Origin of the sequence: Mesorhizobium sp. M2A.F.Ca.ET.043.02.1.1, assembly GCF_003952405.1 — a bacterium.
Lineage (GTDB): Bacteria > Pseudomonadota > Alphaproteobacteria > Rhizobiales > Rhizobiaceae > Mesorhizobium.
The window spans coordinates 2,611,308-2,627,424 of sequence record NZ_CP034445.1 but is presented as its reverse complement, the minus strand read 5'-3'; the positions used below and the strand labels follow the sequence as shown (position 1 = coordinate 2,627,424).

Here is a 16,117-nt window from a genome sequence, read left to right as displayed (position 1 = left end):
GACCGGAATTCAGGCGATCGTATCGCGCAAGGCTTGCACAGCGGTTTCGATAAATTCGGGCGCAATGACGTCAATACGAACGGCGACGAAGACTGTTCGTTGAAAGCGCGGAGCTCCCTCGACCAGATGCAGGCGGCCACATTTGACGTGCTGGGTCACGGACTCGGCCAGGAAATACCCGGAGCCGCCGTTAGCCAGGATATGATCCATTGCTACCGCTGAACTGCGGATAGTAAGCTTGTGGCTAAACACGCCAGGAAAATGCATGCTGTGCTGGGCTCGGAACGTTTCACCCCAATCCACGAAGACGTAGCCAGGAACAACGCCGCTTTGAACCGCACGTGGCTTGGTCGAAACCATCACGAGTTCTTCGCTGATGAGTGGCTCGATCCGTGCCTCCGCGCAATGACGTGGGTCGTAAAGCACAGCAATGTCGAGCAGTCCGGCTCGCAGTCTCTCCATAAGAATATCCGAGCGCTCGCTGATCGCGCTTGCGACGCCGTCCGGCAATGCCTTGGCCATGCATTCCAACCAGCCCGGCACGACGCGGGGCCAATGGTTATCCTCGACGCCCAAGGTGACGAAGGCATTAAGGCCTTCCGGCAGGGTGGCCACCTGCTGCCCGCGCTCCCAAGCGCGTACGATATTCACGGCGCTCGCATGGAACTGATGACCGCCCGTCGTAAGCGCCACTCCGTTGCGCTTACGGTGAAACAGTTGGCGGTTCAGCCTGCGTTCGAGCGCCTTTATCCTCGCACTAATGGTCGACTGGGTGACGTTAAGCTGGTCGGCAGCATGCTGGAAGCTACCGGCCGCGCCGACTTCTAGGAAAGCCCTGATGTGCTCGATGTTCAAGAAAATGACTTTCAAATCGAATTCTTCGATGTGACTCCGTAATTATATTCGTTTGCCACGTCAATCAGGGTGAGAAAGACTGCCTGGCCGAAACCAGTCACAACAGCGCCTGCTCAGACATGCCAAAAACGGGCTGGCTGGCCACAACGGAGATATCTATGCGGATTGCATTCATTGGGTTGGGCAATATGGGCGGGCCAATGGCCAGCAACCTGGCACGCGCCGGTTACGAGCTTGCCCTGTTCGACCTCGATTCAAATAAGGTTGATGCCGTGCGGGCGACGGGAGCAGCGGCCGGCAACCATGCAATCTCGTCGGCCACCACCGCTGCCGAGGCGGCCTCCGGCGCCGATATCGCGTTCACATCGCTGCCAAACCCGAAGATCATCGAGGCCGTGGCGCTGTCCGAACAAGGCATTCTCGCCGGGCTGCCGAAAGCCTCCGTCTGGATCGACCTTTCGACCAACAACTTGGAGTGCGAGCGACGCATCCGCGCCGCTGCCACCGACCGGGAGATTGCGTTTCTCGATGCACCGGTTACTGGCGGGATTGAAGGAGCAGCTGCCGGAACCCTGATGATCATGGTCGGCGGCGACAAGCATGTGTTTGCGCGGTGCAAGCCGGTTCTGGAAAAGATTGGGAACCGGATCATGCATCTTGGCCCTCACGGAGCTGGCTACGTGGCCAAGATTTCGCAGGTCGTGCTTTGCTACCTAAACTCGGTGGCGCTGAGTGAGGCGCTGATGCTAGGAGTAATGGGTGGGGTTCCTGCTGCGACCATGCTCGGAATCATCCAAGGCAGCACCGGAGCGAGCTATGTCGCGGACCGCTACGGCCCGGCTATTCTTGACGGAAGTTACGATCCCGGCTTCGCGCTCGGCCTTGCACACAAAGATTTGGTCCTGACCCTGGAGCTGGCACGAACTGTCGGCGCCACGTTGCCCATGTGCGAACAGGTTGAGGCGATCTACAAAAAAGCCGTCGATCAGTACGGTTTTGACCAGAACCACCTCATGGCGGTGAAGCTCTTGGAAGAGCAGAATGGCACATTTCTCCGCTCCATTTGACAATAACCGATCGAAAGGAAAACCAATGGCACATGAGATGAAAGCCGAGGACTTCAGCGTCCAGGGCGGCCATGCGAACATCTCCAAGGAAGAGTGGGAAGCGCGAGTCGACCTCGCTGCCCTGTACCGTCTGGCGAATATTTACGGCTATGACGACCTGATCTGGAATCACATCACGATGCGGGTGCCAGGCACCGATCACCAGTTCCTGCTGAACCGCTTCGGCCTGCTTTACAACGAGGTCACGGCGTCGAACCTGATCAAGGTCGACGAGCAGGGTAAGGTTCTATACGGCCCGCCAGACGTCAATACCGCCGGTTTCGTCATCCATTCAGCAATTCACAACACCCATCACGACATGAAGGTGGTGTTCCACAGCCACGCGCCGGCCGGCCTCGCCATCACTGCGCTGCAGGATGGCCTTGAGTTCCTTACCCAGGATGGCTCGATGCTTTGGGGCGACATCGGTTATCATGATTGGGAAGGACTGTCCCTCACACTCGAGGAGCGGGACCGCCTCGCTAAGAACATCGAGGGCAAAAAATGCCTGATCATGAAGAACCATGGATTCCTCGCGGTGGGTGCTACCGCCGGTGAAGCCTTCATGAATCTTTATTACACGGTCCGTGCCTGCCGCGTGTTAATTGATGCCTATTCTACGGGGCTCAAGCTCGACAAGAGCCGTGAGGACATCTGGCGCCTGGCGCACCGCCAATATGACGATTTCCCGCTCGGCAAATATGAATGGCCCGCCCTGTTGCGCCAGTGCGACCGGGTTGATCCCTCGTACCGTTATTAATCGAACAGCTTGAATCCCCGGCAGGCACTGGCCGGGGTTTCCAGCGCCTACTCGTCTGCAGAAGCCTTGCACGGAGGTCGCATGGCCAGCCCTTGCATCCGCGCGAGCCTATTCTCCTCCCAGGGGCGCCAAAACCATGACCATCCTGTTAAACAACCATGGCTACGACAATGAAAGCTGGCGAAGGGAACTTTGCCGCCAGCTTCCTGAATTGCCTGTCAAAGTGTTCGGTGAACCGATTGATCCCAATGAGGTCGTCTATGCGATGGTCTGGAACCACCCCGCAGGTGACCTTAACCGGTATCCGAATCTCAAGGCAATTTTCTCACTCGGCGCCGGGGCGGAGCACTTCGTGGCAGATCCTACCCTACCCGACGTTCCCGTGATCTTGCTCGCGGATCCGGCCGTCGCCCGCGACATGGCGGCACACGCCCTCTATTGGGTACTGACATTTCACAGGCGTTATGCGGACTATCGATCACAGCAGAAGGACCGGATCTGGCATCGTAAGCAGATCGTCCCCACGAGAGAGTTCCGGGCGGGCGTGTTCGGTTTGGGTCGCATCGGCACGGAAGTCGCTAGCCGCATTCGCGATTTTGGATACGCTGTCAGCGGGTGGGACCGCAGCGCGCGACAGATCGAAGGGGTCAACTGCTATTTCGGAACGGATTCCCTCCCAGAGTTCCTGAGCCGCATCGATATCGTTATCAACGCCCTCCCACTGTCCCCGAAGACGCGGCACTTTCTCGATGAGAAAATATTCTCGGCCATGCCCCCGGGCAGCTTTTTTGTTAACATCAGCCGCGGCGCGGTCGTCTATGACGAGTCCCTGCTTGACGCTCTCGACCGCGGCCATCTCGCCGGCGCCGCGTTAGATGCATTCGCCCAGGAACCGCTTCCTCTGGAGCATCGCTATTGGACTCACCCGCAAGTGTACATCACGCCGCATGTGTCGGGGGCCACATTTGCATCGAGCGCAGTTGATGTAATCGCCAACAACGTGCGCCGTCTTGAGCGCGGTCTTGACGTCGTTCCGCTGTTCAACCGGGAGGCCGGCTATTAATACTATCGGAATAACGCCATGCCCTTGTTTAGGAGCGAAACCGTGTCAGGGCGTGTGTCGCCGGCGTTAGGTCGTGGCGTTTATACACCGAGATACCTTCCGGCCGAAAGATTGCGCGCTTCATGAGGCGCTATCTGATGCGTCTCGCGGAAACACCTCGAAAAATGGGAGGCAGACACGAAACCGCAAGACACCGCAATTTCCAAAACCGGCATCGACGACTGGGCAAGCAGGAGCTTCGCGTGTTCCAACCGCAATTCCCGAAAGTAGCGGCAGGGCGAGCGACCGAGGTCATTGCGGAACAGACGTTCAACCTGGCGCCGCGACAGCCCCGCAGCCGCCGCGAGGTCAGCCATGGTAAGCGGGGTAGCCAAGTTTCTCTGCATCAATTCGATGAGTTTCACGACCGTGGGGTTGATCCTGCCATGCTGACGCAGCAGCGGCAGTCGCTGACGTTCATCGCCAGTTCGGACACGCCCAGCCACAGCAAGCTCCCCAACATTGACTGCGACAGGCTCACCGCAATTCAGTTTTACAAGCTCGACCAACATATCGAAGGCTGCCGTGCCGCCAGCACAGGTCCAGATATCATTGTCGACCTCATAGACGGTCGCCGCCGCCTCTACGCGCATGAACCGCTCCTTGAAGGCCGGCAATTCCTCCCAATGGATGGCGCATTTGCGGTCATTAAGCATACCAGCTTTCGCCAAAGCAGCGACACCGCTTCCAAACCCGCCTATGGCGATCCTGCGCTGCCTGCATTCGCGCAGCCATGCGCTCAGCACTTTGGTTTCACGACCTTCATCAGGCTCATCCCCGCAGACCAGTGCCAGTGCGGGTCGTTCAAGCTGCTGCAGATATCTGCGTTCTTGGGCCAGGTCGGCGTCAGCCGCGACAACAATACCGCAACTGGCCCGCACGGCTTCGCCCCAGTGGGAAACCGTACGCCATCGAAAGGCTTCCCGTGCGGCCGCTTTGTTGGCGAGGCGAAAGACGTCCAGAGCAGACGACAGAGCGAGCAGTTCGAACCCGTGCGCCAAGTAAACGGCGACGGTAACTGGCTCATTGGCGCGAACGGACGCCCAAGCATCGCGGGACCAGTGGTGGACCATGTCAGACTCTCCGCCATGTTCTATCAGCGACACGGCATAACCGGCTCGCGCCCTATTTGAGCGATTGGGAACATCAGCGAAAGGACGTTTGCGTCGGCATGACAGTAGAGTTGCGACAAGGCCCCGGTTCACCCACGAATCAGGCATCAAGGCTTGCACGGGACTCTGCCCCCTTGTCTGTCGGGTTCCTCCTGCTCCATCGGTTTACCCTCGGCGCATTTGCCAACTTCGTCGATGTGCTACGCTTGGCTGCAGACGACGGAGACCGGAGCCGCCCAATCCGCTGCCAGTGGCGCATCATTTCACCCGACATGTCGCCGATCCTGTCCAGCTGCGGCGTTGCAATCTCACCCCATGAAAGGATTGGAGACCTTCGCCGCTTCGACTACCTGGTGGTTGTCGGCGGGGTTCTCGAAGAAGAAACCCTCCTGGTCGACACGCGCTTCGACGACCATCTTCGACACGCTGCCGAGGCAGGCATACCACTCGTAGGGCTGTGTACGGGCTCATTCGTTTTGCGCCGCGCCGGCCTGATGAACGGTTACAAGTGTTGCGTTAGCTGGTTCCACAACTCAGATTTCCTGCGACTTTTTGATGGCCTACAGGCCGTTTCCGACCAAATCTACGTCGTTGATCGAGACCGGCTGACCTGTTCGGGCGGCGCGAGCGCCGCGCATCTCGCCGCCTTTCTCGTCGAGAGGCATCTCGGCAAAGCCCTGGCCGCCAAAAGCTTGCGAATTATGATGTTCAACGAGGCGGCCAAGGGTGAGACGGCGCAACCGACCGGACGCCTTGAGGTTGTCGTTCGTGACGAAGTCCTGAAACGGGCTGTGCTGCTGATGCAACACCACCTGGAGGTCCCCCTGACCATCGCTCGCCTCGCCGGCAAGCTCAAGCTCAGCAGACGGCTGATCGAGCGCCGCTTCCGGTCAGAACTCCGTACCTCTCCACAGGCGATCTACACGCAAATACGGCTCGATCATGCACGTCATCTTTTGCAGAGAACGCCCAAGTCGATTTCCATTATCGCAGTGGAGTGCGGCTTCTGTGATGGGTCGCACCTTAGCCGGGTATTTCGCAGTTACTACCACAAGACGCCTCAAGATTTCCGGTCCGGGAATGGCGTATCGGCGTTATCCCAGGACATCTGCTAGGCATCGCCGATTGGGATAGCATCGAAGGCGTCACAGATCGGGACTTGCTTGTGACAAGGGGTATGAGCCTAAGGGATAGTCGTCGACAAAACCTCGCGACGCGCATCGTCTGACACATCAAGGATCACCGCATTGAGATCGAGATTGATGGCCTTTTATGCAGGCGATTGCGGCTCGACCAGCTCGGTTGAGCCTGATATGTCCCGTCCGCACCAGATTCGCTTGCTCGATCATATCCATTGCGGTGGCGGAAATCCTGGCTGAGGCGGGCAGCCCGGCACGGCTGATGCGCGTCGGCAAACGAGCCTGAGAGCGCCGGATCGCTCAGCCCACGCCACATCTAGCAGACAGCGGTTTCGCAGGACAGGTGTTGCCCGGGCAAACCCGCTCTGGCGAGCTAGCAATTCCCGGATCGCGTTGGATTCTTCACGATTAGTTTACATCGCACGATCGTTCCTCTGGATCCTGGTCTCGTCTGTGAAGGTGCATCATCGAGAAAGCCGATGTTAGACCGTAATTATATTCGTTAGTTAATGATCCGCTGGTGCGATATTCCTTGTTTTCGGTGCCTGCCTGCTCGGCGGCGAGAGAGCAGATGGCGGTCCGTGTCGAAAGTGCGGCTCGCGCCGACGTGCCGGATCAACCAAGGGGAAAGCGGCCCCGCTGCAAAGGGAAACCGCTCAAAGGAAAGGGAGGAACAGATCATGAATGATACCACAGCCAATGTGAGCCGAAGGGCCTTTCTCAAGACCGGCGCGGCCCTCGGCGGCGGAGTTATCGGCGGGATGTCTTTGTCGCAAGCCATCTGGGCGGCCGAGGGCAAAGTGCTCAAGGTGCGTTACCCTGGTGATATCAGCAAGCTAGATCCGGCTTTCTACACGGGTCCAGGCGACGTGAACGTGGCGAACTGCATTTATTCAAAGCTCACATGTTACAAGCCGGGCTCTGAATGGGGCTGGGAACTAGAAGCGGCTGAAAAGATTGAGCAGGTCGATCCCACGCATATCCGCTTCACGTTGAAAAAAGGCATCAAATTCACCGGCGGCTACGGTGAGCTGACCACTAAGGATGTCAAGTTCTCTTTCGAGCGCGTGATCAAGCACGATTCACCGGTCAAGACTGATTGGGGTTCCTTTGACCATGTTGAGATCGAGGATGACTATACTGGCGTGATCGTGCTCAAATCCCCCTTTGTGCCGCTCTGGTACACCGCGCTGCCCTTTGGAGTTGGTGCCATCGTATCCGAAGAAGCCGTGATGAAAGCAACGAAGGACGGCGGTGATTTCGGCATGAAGCCGCCGGCTTTCTCCGGTCCCTATGTGCTCGCCGACTGGAAGCCGAACCAGTATCTGCTTCTGACCCGCAATCCGGATTGGTCAGGCGCAAAGCCCGGATTTGACGAAATCCGAATCATTCCGATTGATGACGACAAGTCGGCGGAACGAGCCTATCAGGCTGGTGACATCGATTTCACGCGTGTCAGTCTGGATTCACTTGCGACGTTCAAAAACAATCCGCCCGCCGACACCGAGATCGAAGATCATACTTCGCTCTACTACGCCTGGATCGGCATGAACATGGATCACCCTAAGCTGAAGGACATTAATGTCCGCAAAGCAATCCAATGGGCAATCAATGTGCCACAGATTCTAGAAGCCGCGTACGCAGGACAGGCGGCGGTCGCGACAGGCGTCGTTCCTCCAGGTATCGTTGGGAACCGCGACAAGGCCCTCGTCCCACCGGAAGGGGACCTCGCCAAGGCCAAGGCGTTCCTGGAAAAGGCGGGTATCAGTGACCTTACACTGACAATCGACTATTTAAACAATAGCACTCAGTCGACCATAGCCCAAACGGTACAAGCGCAACTGTCGCAGATCGGTATCACGGTTGAGGTCAATGCGCAGGATTCTGGCTCGTTCTGGACACTCGGCATGGAATCGGAAGGTGCGCGGTGGAAGGACGTACAACTCATAGTCAATGGTTTCTACAGTTTACCAGACCCGTATTACCCGGCGTCCTGGTTTGTGCAAAGTCAAGTAGGTGTGTGGAATTGGGAGCGCTTCCGAAGCGTGCGTTTTGACGAGCTTAGCGGTAAGGCGGTCACCATCAGCGACCCCAACGAGCGGGCGAAGCTTTACTATGAGATGCAGGATCTCATGGAAGACTCCGGCGCCTACCGGTTCCTGACCCATGGGGCCAATCCAGTCATGTTCCGCATCACACAAATGCAGGCTGCAACCACCCCTGATGGGAACCCGCTATACATCAATTTCAAACCAGTTTCGGCTTGAGTTGCGGGTCGGGCGTAGGTATGTGGTTTTATCTCTGTCGGAGGCTGGTCCTGGCGATCGCAATCATTGCGATCGCGGTGACGCTATTGTTCTTGATGATCCGAGCGGTGCCCGGCGATCCTGCCGCGGTTCTACTCGGCCCGCGGGCGACGCCCGAGATGAAGGCGCTGTTGCATCAGCAGATGGGGCTCGACAAGCCGCTTGTCGTGCAGATCGCTACCTTCTTCGGCGGGCTGCTTCATGGCGATCTCGGCTTCGACGTATTCAGCCAGAGGCCTGTTGCCGACATTGTCTTCGAGCAACTGCCTTATACGATCCAACTGATCCTAGTCTCGATCTCATGGGCGGTTGCGATAGCCGTCCCGCTCGGTTGCTACTCGGCCCTGCGGCGCAACTCCCTGTTCGACCAGGTGACCGGCGTCGTGACGGTCGCCACGATCGCCATTCCTTCCTTCGTGATGGCGGTTTACGCGATGTTGATTTTTTCGGTAACGCTGCGCTGGTTGCCGGCGATCGGAGCCGGTAGCGGCTTATGGAATGGACTCATCCATCTCATCCTTCCGGGCTTCGCCATCGGAATAGGCTGGGTCGGCTACATTTCCCGGCTGGTACGCGCATCCATGCTTGAGGTTCTCGGGGAAAACCATGTGCGCATGGCTCGCTCTTTCGGAATTTCGGAATGGCGCATCGTCGCGCGCTACGCGCTGCCTCTCGCGATCCTGCCGACCGTGACCATACTCGGGGTAGGGATAGCGTGGCTTCTTTCGTCGGCTGTTTTCATCGAGGTGGTTTTCGCGAGACCTGGCATCGGGGCTTTGATTGTGAACGCGGTCAATACGCGCAACTACCCGATTGTGATGGGCGTCGTGCTGGTCAGCACGTTCCTTATTGTTTCCGCTACGACGCTCTCGGATGTAGTCAACGCGTTCCTCGATCCGCGAACCCGGGAAAAGCTCTGACATGGCGATTGTTGAAAGCATTCTTCCCGAAACCAACGATGCAATGGCTGCCGAAAGCTCTCGCACCTTTTTGCGGCAGTTTCGAAAAAACCGACTTGGCATGCTCGGAGCAGTGCTTGTCATATTTATCGCAGCAACTGTGATCTTCGCTCCGCTTATGATCACGCATGATCCGATCAGAATCATGGTTGGGCCGCGTCTTGGGGGCCCTTCACTCGATTTTCTGCTGGGCACAGATCAACTGGGCCGTGATACATTCTCCCGCGTAATTATGGGCGGCCGCATCCCGCTCCTCGTTGCCTTCGCCTCACTGGGCAGTTCACTGGCGGTGGGCTTGGTCCTTGGTCTCATCGCAGGGTTTGGGCCCCGATGGCTCGACAATTTGCTTCTGCTTTGCTTTGATACGATACGTTCCTTCCCTAGTATCATTTTCGCGTTAGCGATGATCGCCCTTCTGGGACCAAGCTTAGCGAGTGTCATCTTCGTCATCGCGATAACGTCCATGCCCATTTACGCGCGTGTAGTGCGGACCCAGGCAGAAGCGCTGCGTAACAGTGAACATATTGCGGCAGCGCGCAGCATGGGGGCCGGCACAACGCGCATTCTCTTCGTGCACGTACTGCCCAATGTCCTCGGCCCGCTCCTCATTTTGGTGAGTATGGACGTGCCGGCCGTTATCGCCGTAGAGGCGGGTCTCAGCTTTCTCGGCATGGGCGTGCGGCCACCGACGCCCGATTGGGGAGCCATCCTCAACGACGGTTATAGCTACATCAACCAGACCCCTTGGCTGGTGATAGCTAGCGGCATCCCGATCGTCCTCGCGACGCTTGGTTTCACGTTTCTGGGCGAAGCGTTGCGCGATATATTCGATCCGAAGTTGCGGAAAGACATATGAGACGCGAAGATCCGAAAACGCCGCTCTCGTCAAGCCGCCCGCTTCTTGAGATCCGTGATCTAAATCTCGATTTCGGCACACCGCGGGGGCGCGTCCATGCCCTGCGCAGTGTGTCGCTCGATGTGCCAACCGGACAGGTGGTTGGCATCGTCGGAGAAAGTGGATCTGGAAAGTCGACACTCGCTTATACAGTAATGGGCCTACTCCCAGAGAATGCAGATGTGACATCCGGCAGTATCCTGTTCGAGGGTAAAGACCTGCTCAAAATGCCCGCTCAGGCGCGTCGGGGACTGCTTGGCGATCATCTTTCGATGGTTTTCCAAGACCCGATGACCGCACTCAATCCCGTGCGGACCATCGAGAGCCAGATGATCGATATCCAGCACCAAGAACACGGAAGCCGGCGCGAGAAACGCGCTCGTGCCATCAACATGCTTCAACGGGTCGGAATTCCCGATCCGCAAAGCCTTATCGGCGCCTATCCGCACCACTTCTCAGGTGGCATGCGTCAGCGCGTTTGCATTGCCATGGCGCTTCTTGTGAAACCGACGCTCCTCGTCGCCGACGAGCCAACCACTGCGCTCGATGCAACACTGGAAGTGCAGATCATTCATTTGCTCAAGGATTTGCAAAAAGAGATCGGTTGCTCTGTGCTGTTCGTTTCCCATCATCTCGGCGCGGTCGCTGAGCTGTGCGACCGGGTCGCCGTGATGTATGCTGGGGAAGTGGTGGAGCAGGGAGCTGTCCGGGACATCTTCCACAATCCTGCTCACCCATACACGCGCGCGCTGCTTGAGTGCGATCCCGGGCGTATCAAAAAAAGCACGCGCACTTTGCCGACCATTCCGGGCGAGGTGCCCAGTCTCCTGGGCACCAAGGTAGGATGTATCTTTCGCACACGTTGCCGGCAAGCGTTCGATCGCTGTGGGCAAGAGAACCCGGTCGAGTACCGCATCGGCGTAGACCAAGTCGCCCGATGCCATCTCCTCGACAAAGAACTGTTGGTTTCGGTATGAGCGCGCTGCTCCGGGTTGAGGACCTGCGGGTACGTTTCCGCACTATGGGTCCGCTTAAGGCGCTCGCAACCGGGACGAGAGCCCCTTTCATTGACGCGGTATGTGGTGTGTCCCTTGAAATCCGCAAGGGCGAGACGCTGGCCCTTGTCGGTGAAAGCGGCTCGGGCAAATCCACTATCGCGCGCACGATCATCGGCCTGCAGCGGGCTGTGAGCGGCAGGATCTACTTCGATGGACAGGAAATTGAGAAACTCACCGCGGCAGAACGCAAGCCCTATTTGCGGCGCATGGCGATGATGTTCCAGGATCCTATCGGCTCACTCTCGCCGAGGCTGACAGTGCGATCGCTTCTCACAGAGCCCTTTCGCATCCATGGGCTAAAGGATCGCGATGCCGAAGGCGAAGCGGAGCGACTGCTTCGAATGGTCGGCTTGTCGGCGGAATTTGCTCGTCGCTACCCCCATCAGCTTTCCGGTGGTCAGGCCAGGCGCGTTGGTATCGCGCGTGCTCTTGCGCTAAGTCCGGACTTGCTTATTGCCGATGAGCCGACCGCAGGCCTCGATGTTTCGGTGCAGGGCGAGGTGCTCAATCTTCTCGCGAGGCTTCAAACCGAACTTGGCATGGCGATCCTGATCATCACTCACAATCTCAATGTCGTACGCCACATGACCGATCGCATGGCGATCATGTATCTCGGCCGCTTTATTGAGGTCGGCGCGACCGAGCGTATTTTCGATCATCCGCGACATCCCTACACCGAGGCGCTGCTTGCGGCCAATCCTGAGCCTGACCCAGATGCGGTGCTCAACAGGATCGAGCTCAAAGGTGAGGTGCCGAGCCTCATGAGGCGGCCATCCGGCTGCGAGTTCCACACCCGTTGTCGTTACGCGCAGGATATCTGCAGCCGCGTCTTCCCCGAACCTTCAGCGGGCCAAGAGGATAAGAAGCACAGCTTCAGATGTCATTTTCCGATTGCGGGGGACATCCTCCCGACCTCGGAACGTCCCAAGCTCTCTATAGGCAAAACGCGCTTCCGCTAGCGCGCCCATTTGTCTCTGCCATCGGTGATCTGAAGATAGCAACCAGAACGCTGACGAAGTGACTCGTACACTTCCAAGGCCCTCCCGCGAACTTACACCAACTGAAAGGCCGACTGAATGTTGCTTGCGTCAATCCCAAATCCCGACCTCTTTACTGGTAGCGACAACAAGCCACGTTGGGCCTCGCCCGACCACCGCCGCCATGGCTGGCACAACCTCCACAGGCTCGCCCGCTACAGTCTTTCCTTCCGCGCACCATCGGTCTTTCCATTGTTAAAGCAGCTTGATTGGGCGATCGGGGCTCGGCCCGAGGTCGCGCGTTTCCTCGCGATGCAGCATTTCTCCGCCTTCGTCGTGGTCAAGGGCAACCACGTCCTATATGAGGCCTATGCCCCCGACTTTGGTCCCGATAGGACGCAAAGCATTCAGTCAGTGACGAAGACCACGCTGAACCTTATGCTCGGCCGCGCAGTCGCCGATGGCTTGGTGGATCTCGACGAGCGGATTGGCACTTACTTGCCGGAGATCGGCACGGGCTACGCGGAGGCGACTGTCAGGGCAACAGCCGATATGAATGTCGTCAATGACTTTACCGAGGACCTCAGCGATCCCAATACGAAGTGGTGGTCCATGGAACGCGCCATGGGCTGGCGACTGCCGCCGGAGGGCGAGAAGGAGGGTACAATCCGCTCCTTCCTCTGTGGGATCACCAGCGACGATGTTGTGAACCGCACCGGACAGTCGCTCTACAAGTCGACCAACAGTGAGATCATCGGCTGGGTAATTGAGCGTGCTAGCGGCCGGCCGCTGCGCGAGTGGTTGATCGAAAACGTCGAGGCAGCCGGTCTTGAGGGATGCTTGCACATTACCTGCGATCGCGAGGGCGTGCCGCTGCTCGACGGCGGTGCTTGTCTCTCTGCTCGCGATCTGGCGCGCCATGGTCTGCTCTTCGCCCGCAAAGGCGAGGGTGTTGACGGTCGCCGCGTAGGCAATGCCGACTTCATTGAAGACACCCGTCACAATCCTGGGCCTTCTTACGGACAGAAGTCACTTCGCTATAGTCGCCAAATGGTAACCGACGGCACCTGGCTCGGCCACGGCGGTTGGGGCGGTCAGTACATGGTTGCGAATCCAGATACCGGAACTGCCGTTGTCTACTTAAGTGTGCTCGAGAACTGGAGCGCCTGGGACTGCAACTTCGCTGACCAGCTCACGGCAATGATGGCTGATCTTGCTGCAGAGTTGTGAGCTGCTCGGCATCTCGCACTGAAGGGCGGAGGTTTCACGTTCGACGCCCAACGGAATAACCTTCGCGGGATTCAGCGGCGGACGTAGGAAAACCGAGAGTGTGTTCAAAACTGGGCGGATTTGCCCCAATGCACAAAAAACGAACATCGGTAGGGCTGTATCTGTACGCCGGCAACTTGGCTCAGTCGAGCAAGATTCGGCGATTAGGCTTCGATGTTGTGAGCTGGTCAAATTCATGGAGGCGTTGGTACCGAGGATGGGAGAGTAATTGAGATGGGCCTGTTTGTCGAACCGCTTCCAAGCGAAAACCGGCTGCCGTCGAAAGTTGACGTAGTTGTTGTCGGTGGCGGGATCGTTGGCGCGAGTGCGGCGCTCTTTCTGGCGAAGCGTGGCGTTAAGGTGGCGTTATGCGAGAAAGGGAATATTGCAGGGGAGCAGTCCAGTCGCAACTGGGGCTGGGTAAGGCAGGGTCAGCGTGACCCTCGAGAATTCCCTCTGATGATCGAAAGTCTGCGTCTCTGGGAACGCATGAATGAAGATCTGGAGTCTGAGTCGGGATTCCGCCGAGCCGGTATTCTATTCGCGTCCGATAGCGATGAGAACATTGCCCAAAATGAGGCATGGCTCGATGAGGCGCGTCAGCATCAAATCGACGCTCGTATGGTTTCTGGCTCAGAGCTTCAGCGACTTACACCCGGAGCGGACAAACGCTGGAAAGCCGGGCTTTTTTGCGCAACCGATGGGCGGGCCGAACCGCACCTGGCTACGACCGCGATCGCATTAGCTGCCCGCCGCAGTGGAGCTTCGGTGCTCACTAATTGTGCTGTGCGTGGATTGGAGTTGAGCGCCGGCAGTGTGTCTGCCGTCATCACCGAACATGGCCGAATTTGTTGCTCAACTGTCGTAGTAGCGGCGGGTGCGTGGTCTCGTCGCTTTCTCAAGGATCTCGATATAACGTTGCCTCAGTTGAAAGTCTTAGGAAGTGTGATGCGCACATCTCCGGTCGAGGGCGGCCCTGAAGCGGCGCTCTGGAGCACCGAGTTTGCGTTGCGCAAACGCATTGACGGCGGCTACACTATTGCCAATGGACACGCCAGCGTCGTCTCGATTGTCCCCGACAGTTTTAGATTCTTCGCCAACTTCTGGCCAGCCTTGCGATCGGATTTTAAGAACTTGAGGTTGCGCGTCGATGATCGATTCATAAAGGAATGTTCGGAATCGCACCATACACCGCCCGACCGAATTTCGCCATATGAGAGGACCCGCGTCCTCGATCCAGCGCCAGATAAAGCAAGTCTGCGTAGAACGTTCGAGCGATTGAAGAAGGCGTTTCCGGTCTTTGCTTCAGCCACGGTTGTTCAGCAATGGGCGGGGTTGATTGATGTGACCCCTGACGCAATCCCAGTCATCTCACAGGTTGATGCTGTCCCGGGTCTCATAGTCGCGACAGGATTTTCTGGCCATGGTTTCGGCATAGCTCCGGGCGCGGGGCGCTTGGCTGCTGATCTCGTCAGAGGCACTCCCCCCGTCGTTGATCCCACGGACTTTCGTTTTTCTCGGTTTACCGATGGGACGCGTGTGAGACCGCTAACGGGCGTTTGAAGGGAAGACATAAAATCGGGAAGGTGCTCGCGCAGAAACGGGCTGCTTCATCTTGCAGAAGCAGAACTCTAACGACGCAATACGGAGGAGGCCTCAAGGAGGGAACGATCAAAGTTGCAATTTGTTCTACGACATTTCCGGCGCTTCTGTGCGTCGCGCCGAAAAGATGAAGCGACACTGCCGAGCAAAAGATCTTTCAAAGGCCGTCATTTCGACCGAGCCTGCGCGATCTGGAGGAGATGATGGCCGAACGCGGCCTGAACGTCGACCATTCGACCGTGCACCGCTGGTCGTTCACTTCTCGCCCTAGCTTCTGGAGCGCTTCAACGGGCGCAAGCGCGCCCTCACCGGCAAGTGGCACATGGACGAGACATGCATCAAGATAAGCGGCGAACGGATGTATCTCTATCGTGCCGCTTCTTCCAGAAAGCCCTGGAGCGCCACGGCAGACCGGATCGCATCTTCATCGACGGTAGCCCGACCAATCATGAGGCGATCATTTCCTGCGACGCCGAACTACCGTCTGCGGAATCGATCGCGACGAGCGCTGAAGCCGATCCGCTCCGCAACAGCAAGTACCTCAACAATCGAGACCGAGCAGACCATCGGCACATCAGCGCCGCGCTGGGTCAACGCTCGGCTTCAAGTCGATGGCCGGTGCCTATGCCGTCCTTTCCGCGTCTCGAGATGGTTCACATGATGCGCAAACGGCAGGCAAGGGGCGATATCGTCGCCGAGTTAAGCGGCGCCGCGGCGGCCGAAGATCTTGCAGCGGTGCCCGGGCGCGCGCGGCAACGAAGGCTGTGGAGTTGCACCGAGAAGCGCTCGTTGGTCGACATGGCGGATGCGGCGGGGTCATCGGTGACCGAGGTCGCGGAAGCATTCGGCGTAGCTCCGTCACAGCTCTATGCATGGCGCAAGCAGATGGCCGGCGGCGAGCTTGATGCCGATCGGGCGATGGCGATCTTCGCACGGATCGACGTGAGCGATCGCCAGGTGTAGAACGCCCCGTCGCC

At 58.0% G+C, this 16,117-nt stretch carries 14 protein-coding genes and 1 pseudogene; 13 read left to right on the top strand and 2 right to left on the bottom strand.

Going from position 1 to position 16,117, the window contains the following annotated elements; all coding sequences use genetic code 11:
• Positions 1-9 precede the first annotated feature (9 nt).
• The gene (locus EJ068_RS12510) at positions 10-870 is read right to left on the bottom strand and encodes a LysR family transcriptional regulator (protein ID WP_050580551.1); all 861 of its coding nucleotides are present in this window, start codon (positions 868-870) and stop codon (positions 10-12) included.
• Between the two features lie 143 nt (positions 871-1,013).
• Here EJ068_RS12510 and EJ068_RS12505 point away from each other — a divergent pair, with 143 nt between their 5' ends.
• The 3 genes from EJ068_RS12505 to EJ068_RS12495 all read left to right on the top strand — a co-directional run bounded on the left by EJ068_RS12505 (position 1,014) and on the right by EJ068_RS12495 (position 3,784).
• On the top strand, positions 1,014-1,922 hold the full coding sequence (locus EJ068_RS12505; RefSeq protein WP_127295375.1) for an NAD(P)-dependent oxidoreductase: 909 nt from the start codon (positions 1,014-1,016) through the stop codon (positions 1,920-1,922).
• 25 nt (positions 1,923-1,947) lie between these two features.
• The gene (locus EJ068_RS12500) at positions 1,948-2,721 is read left to right on the top strand and encodes a class II aldolase/adducin family protein (RefSeq protein WP_127295373.1); all 774 of its coding nucleotides are present in this window, start codon (positions 1,948-1,950) and stop codon (positions 2,719-2,721) included.
• A gap of 136 nt (positions 2,722-2,857) precedes the next feature.
• Complete coding sequence (locus EJ068_RS12495; protein ID WP_129554550.1) at positions 2,858-3,784, top strand: glyoxylate/hydroxypyruvate reductase A; 927 nt, start codon at positions 2,858-2,860, stop codon at positions 3,782-3,784.
• Positions 3,785-3,864: 80 nt separating this feature from the next.
• On the opposite strand, the gene EJ068_RS12490 is transcribed toward EJ068_RS12495, so the two are convergent.
• Positions 3,865-4,896: a GlxA family transcriptional regulator gene (locus EJ068_RS12490; protein WP_129554549.1), complete on the bottom strand. Its 1,032-nt coding sequence runs from the start codon at positions 4,894-4,896 to the stop codon at positions 3,865-3,867.
• A gap of 173 nt (positions 4,897-5,069) precedes the next feature.
• Between EJ068_RS12490 and EJ068_RS12485 the strand changes: the two genes are divergently transcribed.
• From EJ068_RS12485 to EJ068_RS33830, 10 genes and pseudogenes are all read left to right on the top strand, one after another.
• On the top strand, positions 5,070-6,050 hold the full coding sequence (locus EJ068_RS12485) for a GlxA family transcriptional regulator (protein WP_245265426.1): 981 nt from the start codon (positions 5,070-5,072) through the stop codon (positions 6,048-6,050).
• A 704-nt stretch (positions 6,051-6,754) separates the two neighbouring features.
• Positions 6,755-8,341: an ABC transporter substrate-binding protein gene (locus EJ068_RS12480; protein ID WP_129554548.1), complete on the top strand. Its 1,587-nt coding sequence runs from the start codon at positions 6,755-6,757 to the stop codon at positions 8,339-8,341.
• 20 nt (positions 8,342-8,361) lie between these two features.
• Positions 8,362-9,300 carry an ABC transporter permease gene (locus tag EJ068_RS12475; RefSeq protein ID WP_129554547.1) on the top strand — a complete coding sequence of 313 codons (939 nt, stop codon included), beginning with the start codon at positions 8,362-8,364 and terminating at the stop codon, positions 9,298-9,300.
• 1 nt (position 9,301) lies between these two features.
• Complete coding sequence (locus EJ068_RS12470) at positions 9,302-10,195, top strand: ABC transporter permease (RefSeq protein WP_210212045.1); 894 nt, start codon at positions 9,302-9,304, stop codon at positions 10,193-10,195.
• Positions 10,192-11,211 (top strand): ABC transporter ATP-binding protein, encoded by a 1,020-nt coding sequence (locus EJ068_RS12465; RefSeq protein WP_129554546.1) that lies wholly within the window; start codon positions 10,192-10,194, stop codon positions 11,209-11,211. Before EJ068_RS12470 ends, EJ068_RS12465 begins: the two co-directional genes overlap by 4 nt.
• Complete coding sequence (locus EJ068_RS12460; RefSeq protein ID WP_129554545.1) at positions 11,208-12,251, top strand: ABC transporter ATP-binding protein; 1,044 nt, start codon at positions 11,208-11,210, stop codon at positions 12,249-12,251. The genes EJ068_RS12465 and EJ068_RS12460 overlap by 4 nt, the downstream gene beginning before the upstream one ends.
• Before the next feature lie 117 nt (positions 12,252-12,368).
• Positions 12,369-13,499 (top strand): serine hydrolase, encoded by a 1,131-nt coding sequence (locus tag EJ068_RS12455; protein ID WP_024505677.1) that lies wholly within the window; start codon positions 12,369-12,371, stop codon positions 13,497-13,499.
• Positions 13,500-13,772: 273 nt separating this feature from the next.
• Positions 13,773-15,101 carry an FAD-binding oxidoreductase gene (locus EJ068_RS12450; protein ID WP_128244157.1) on the top strand — a complete coding sequence of 443 codons (1,329 nt, stop codon included), beginning with the start codon at positions 13,773-13,775 and terminating at the stop codon, positions 15,099-15,101.
• 221 nt (positions 15,102-15,322) lie between these two features.
• A pseudogene (locus EJ068_RS33245) lies at positions 15,323-15,821 on the top strand (DDE-type integrase/transposase/recombinase); the annotation flags it as partial.
• Positions 15,798-16,103 carry a transposase gene (locus EJ068_RS33830; protein ID WP_024505894.1) on the top strand — a complete coding sequence of 102 codons (306 nt, stop codon included), beginning with the start codon at positions 15,798-15,800 and terminating at the stop codon, positions 16,101-16,103. The pseudogene EJ068_RS33245 and the gene EJ068_RS33830, both read left to right, overlap by 24 nt.
• Positions 16,104-16,117 lie beyond the last annotated feature (14 nt).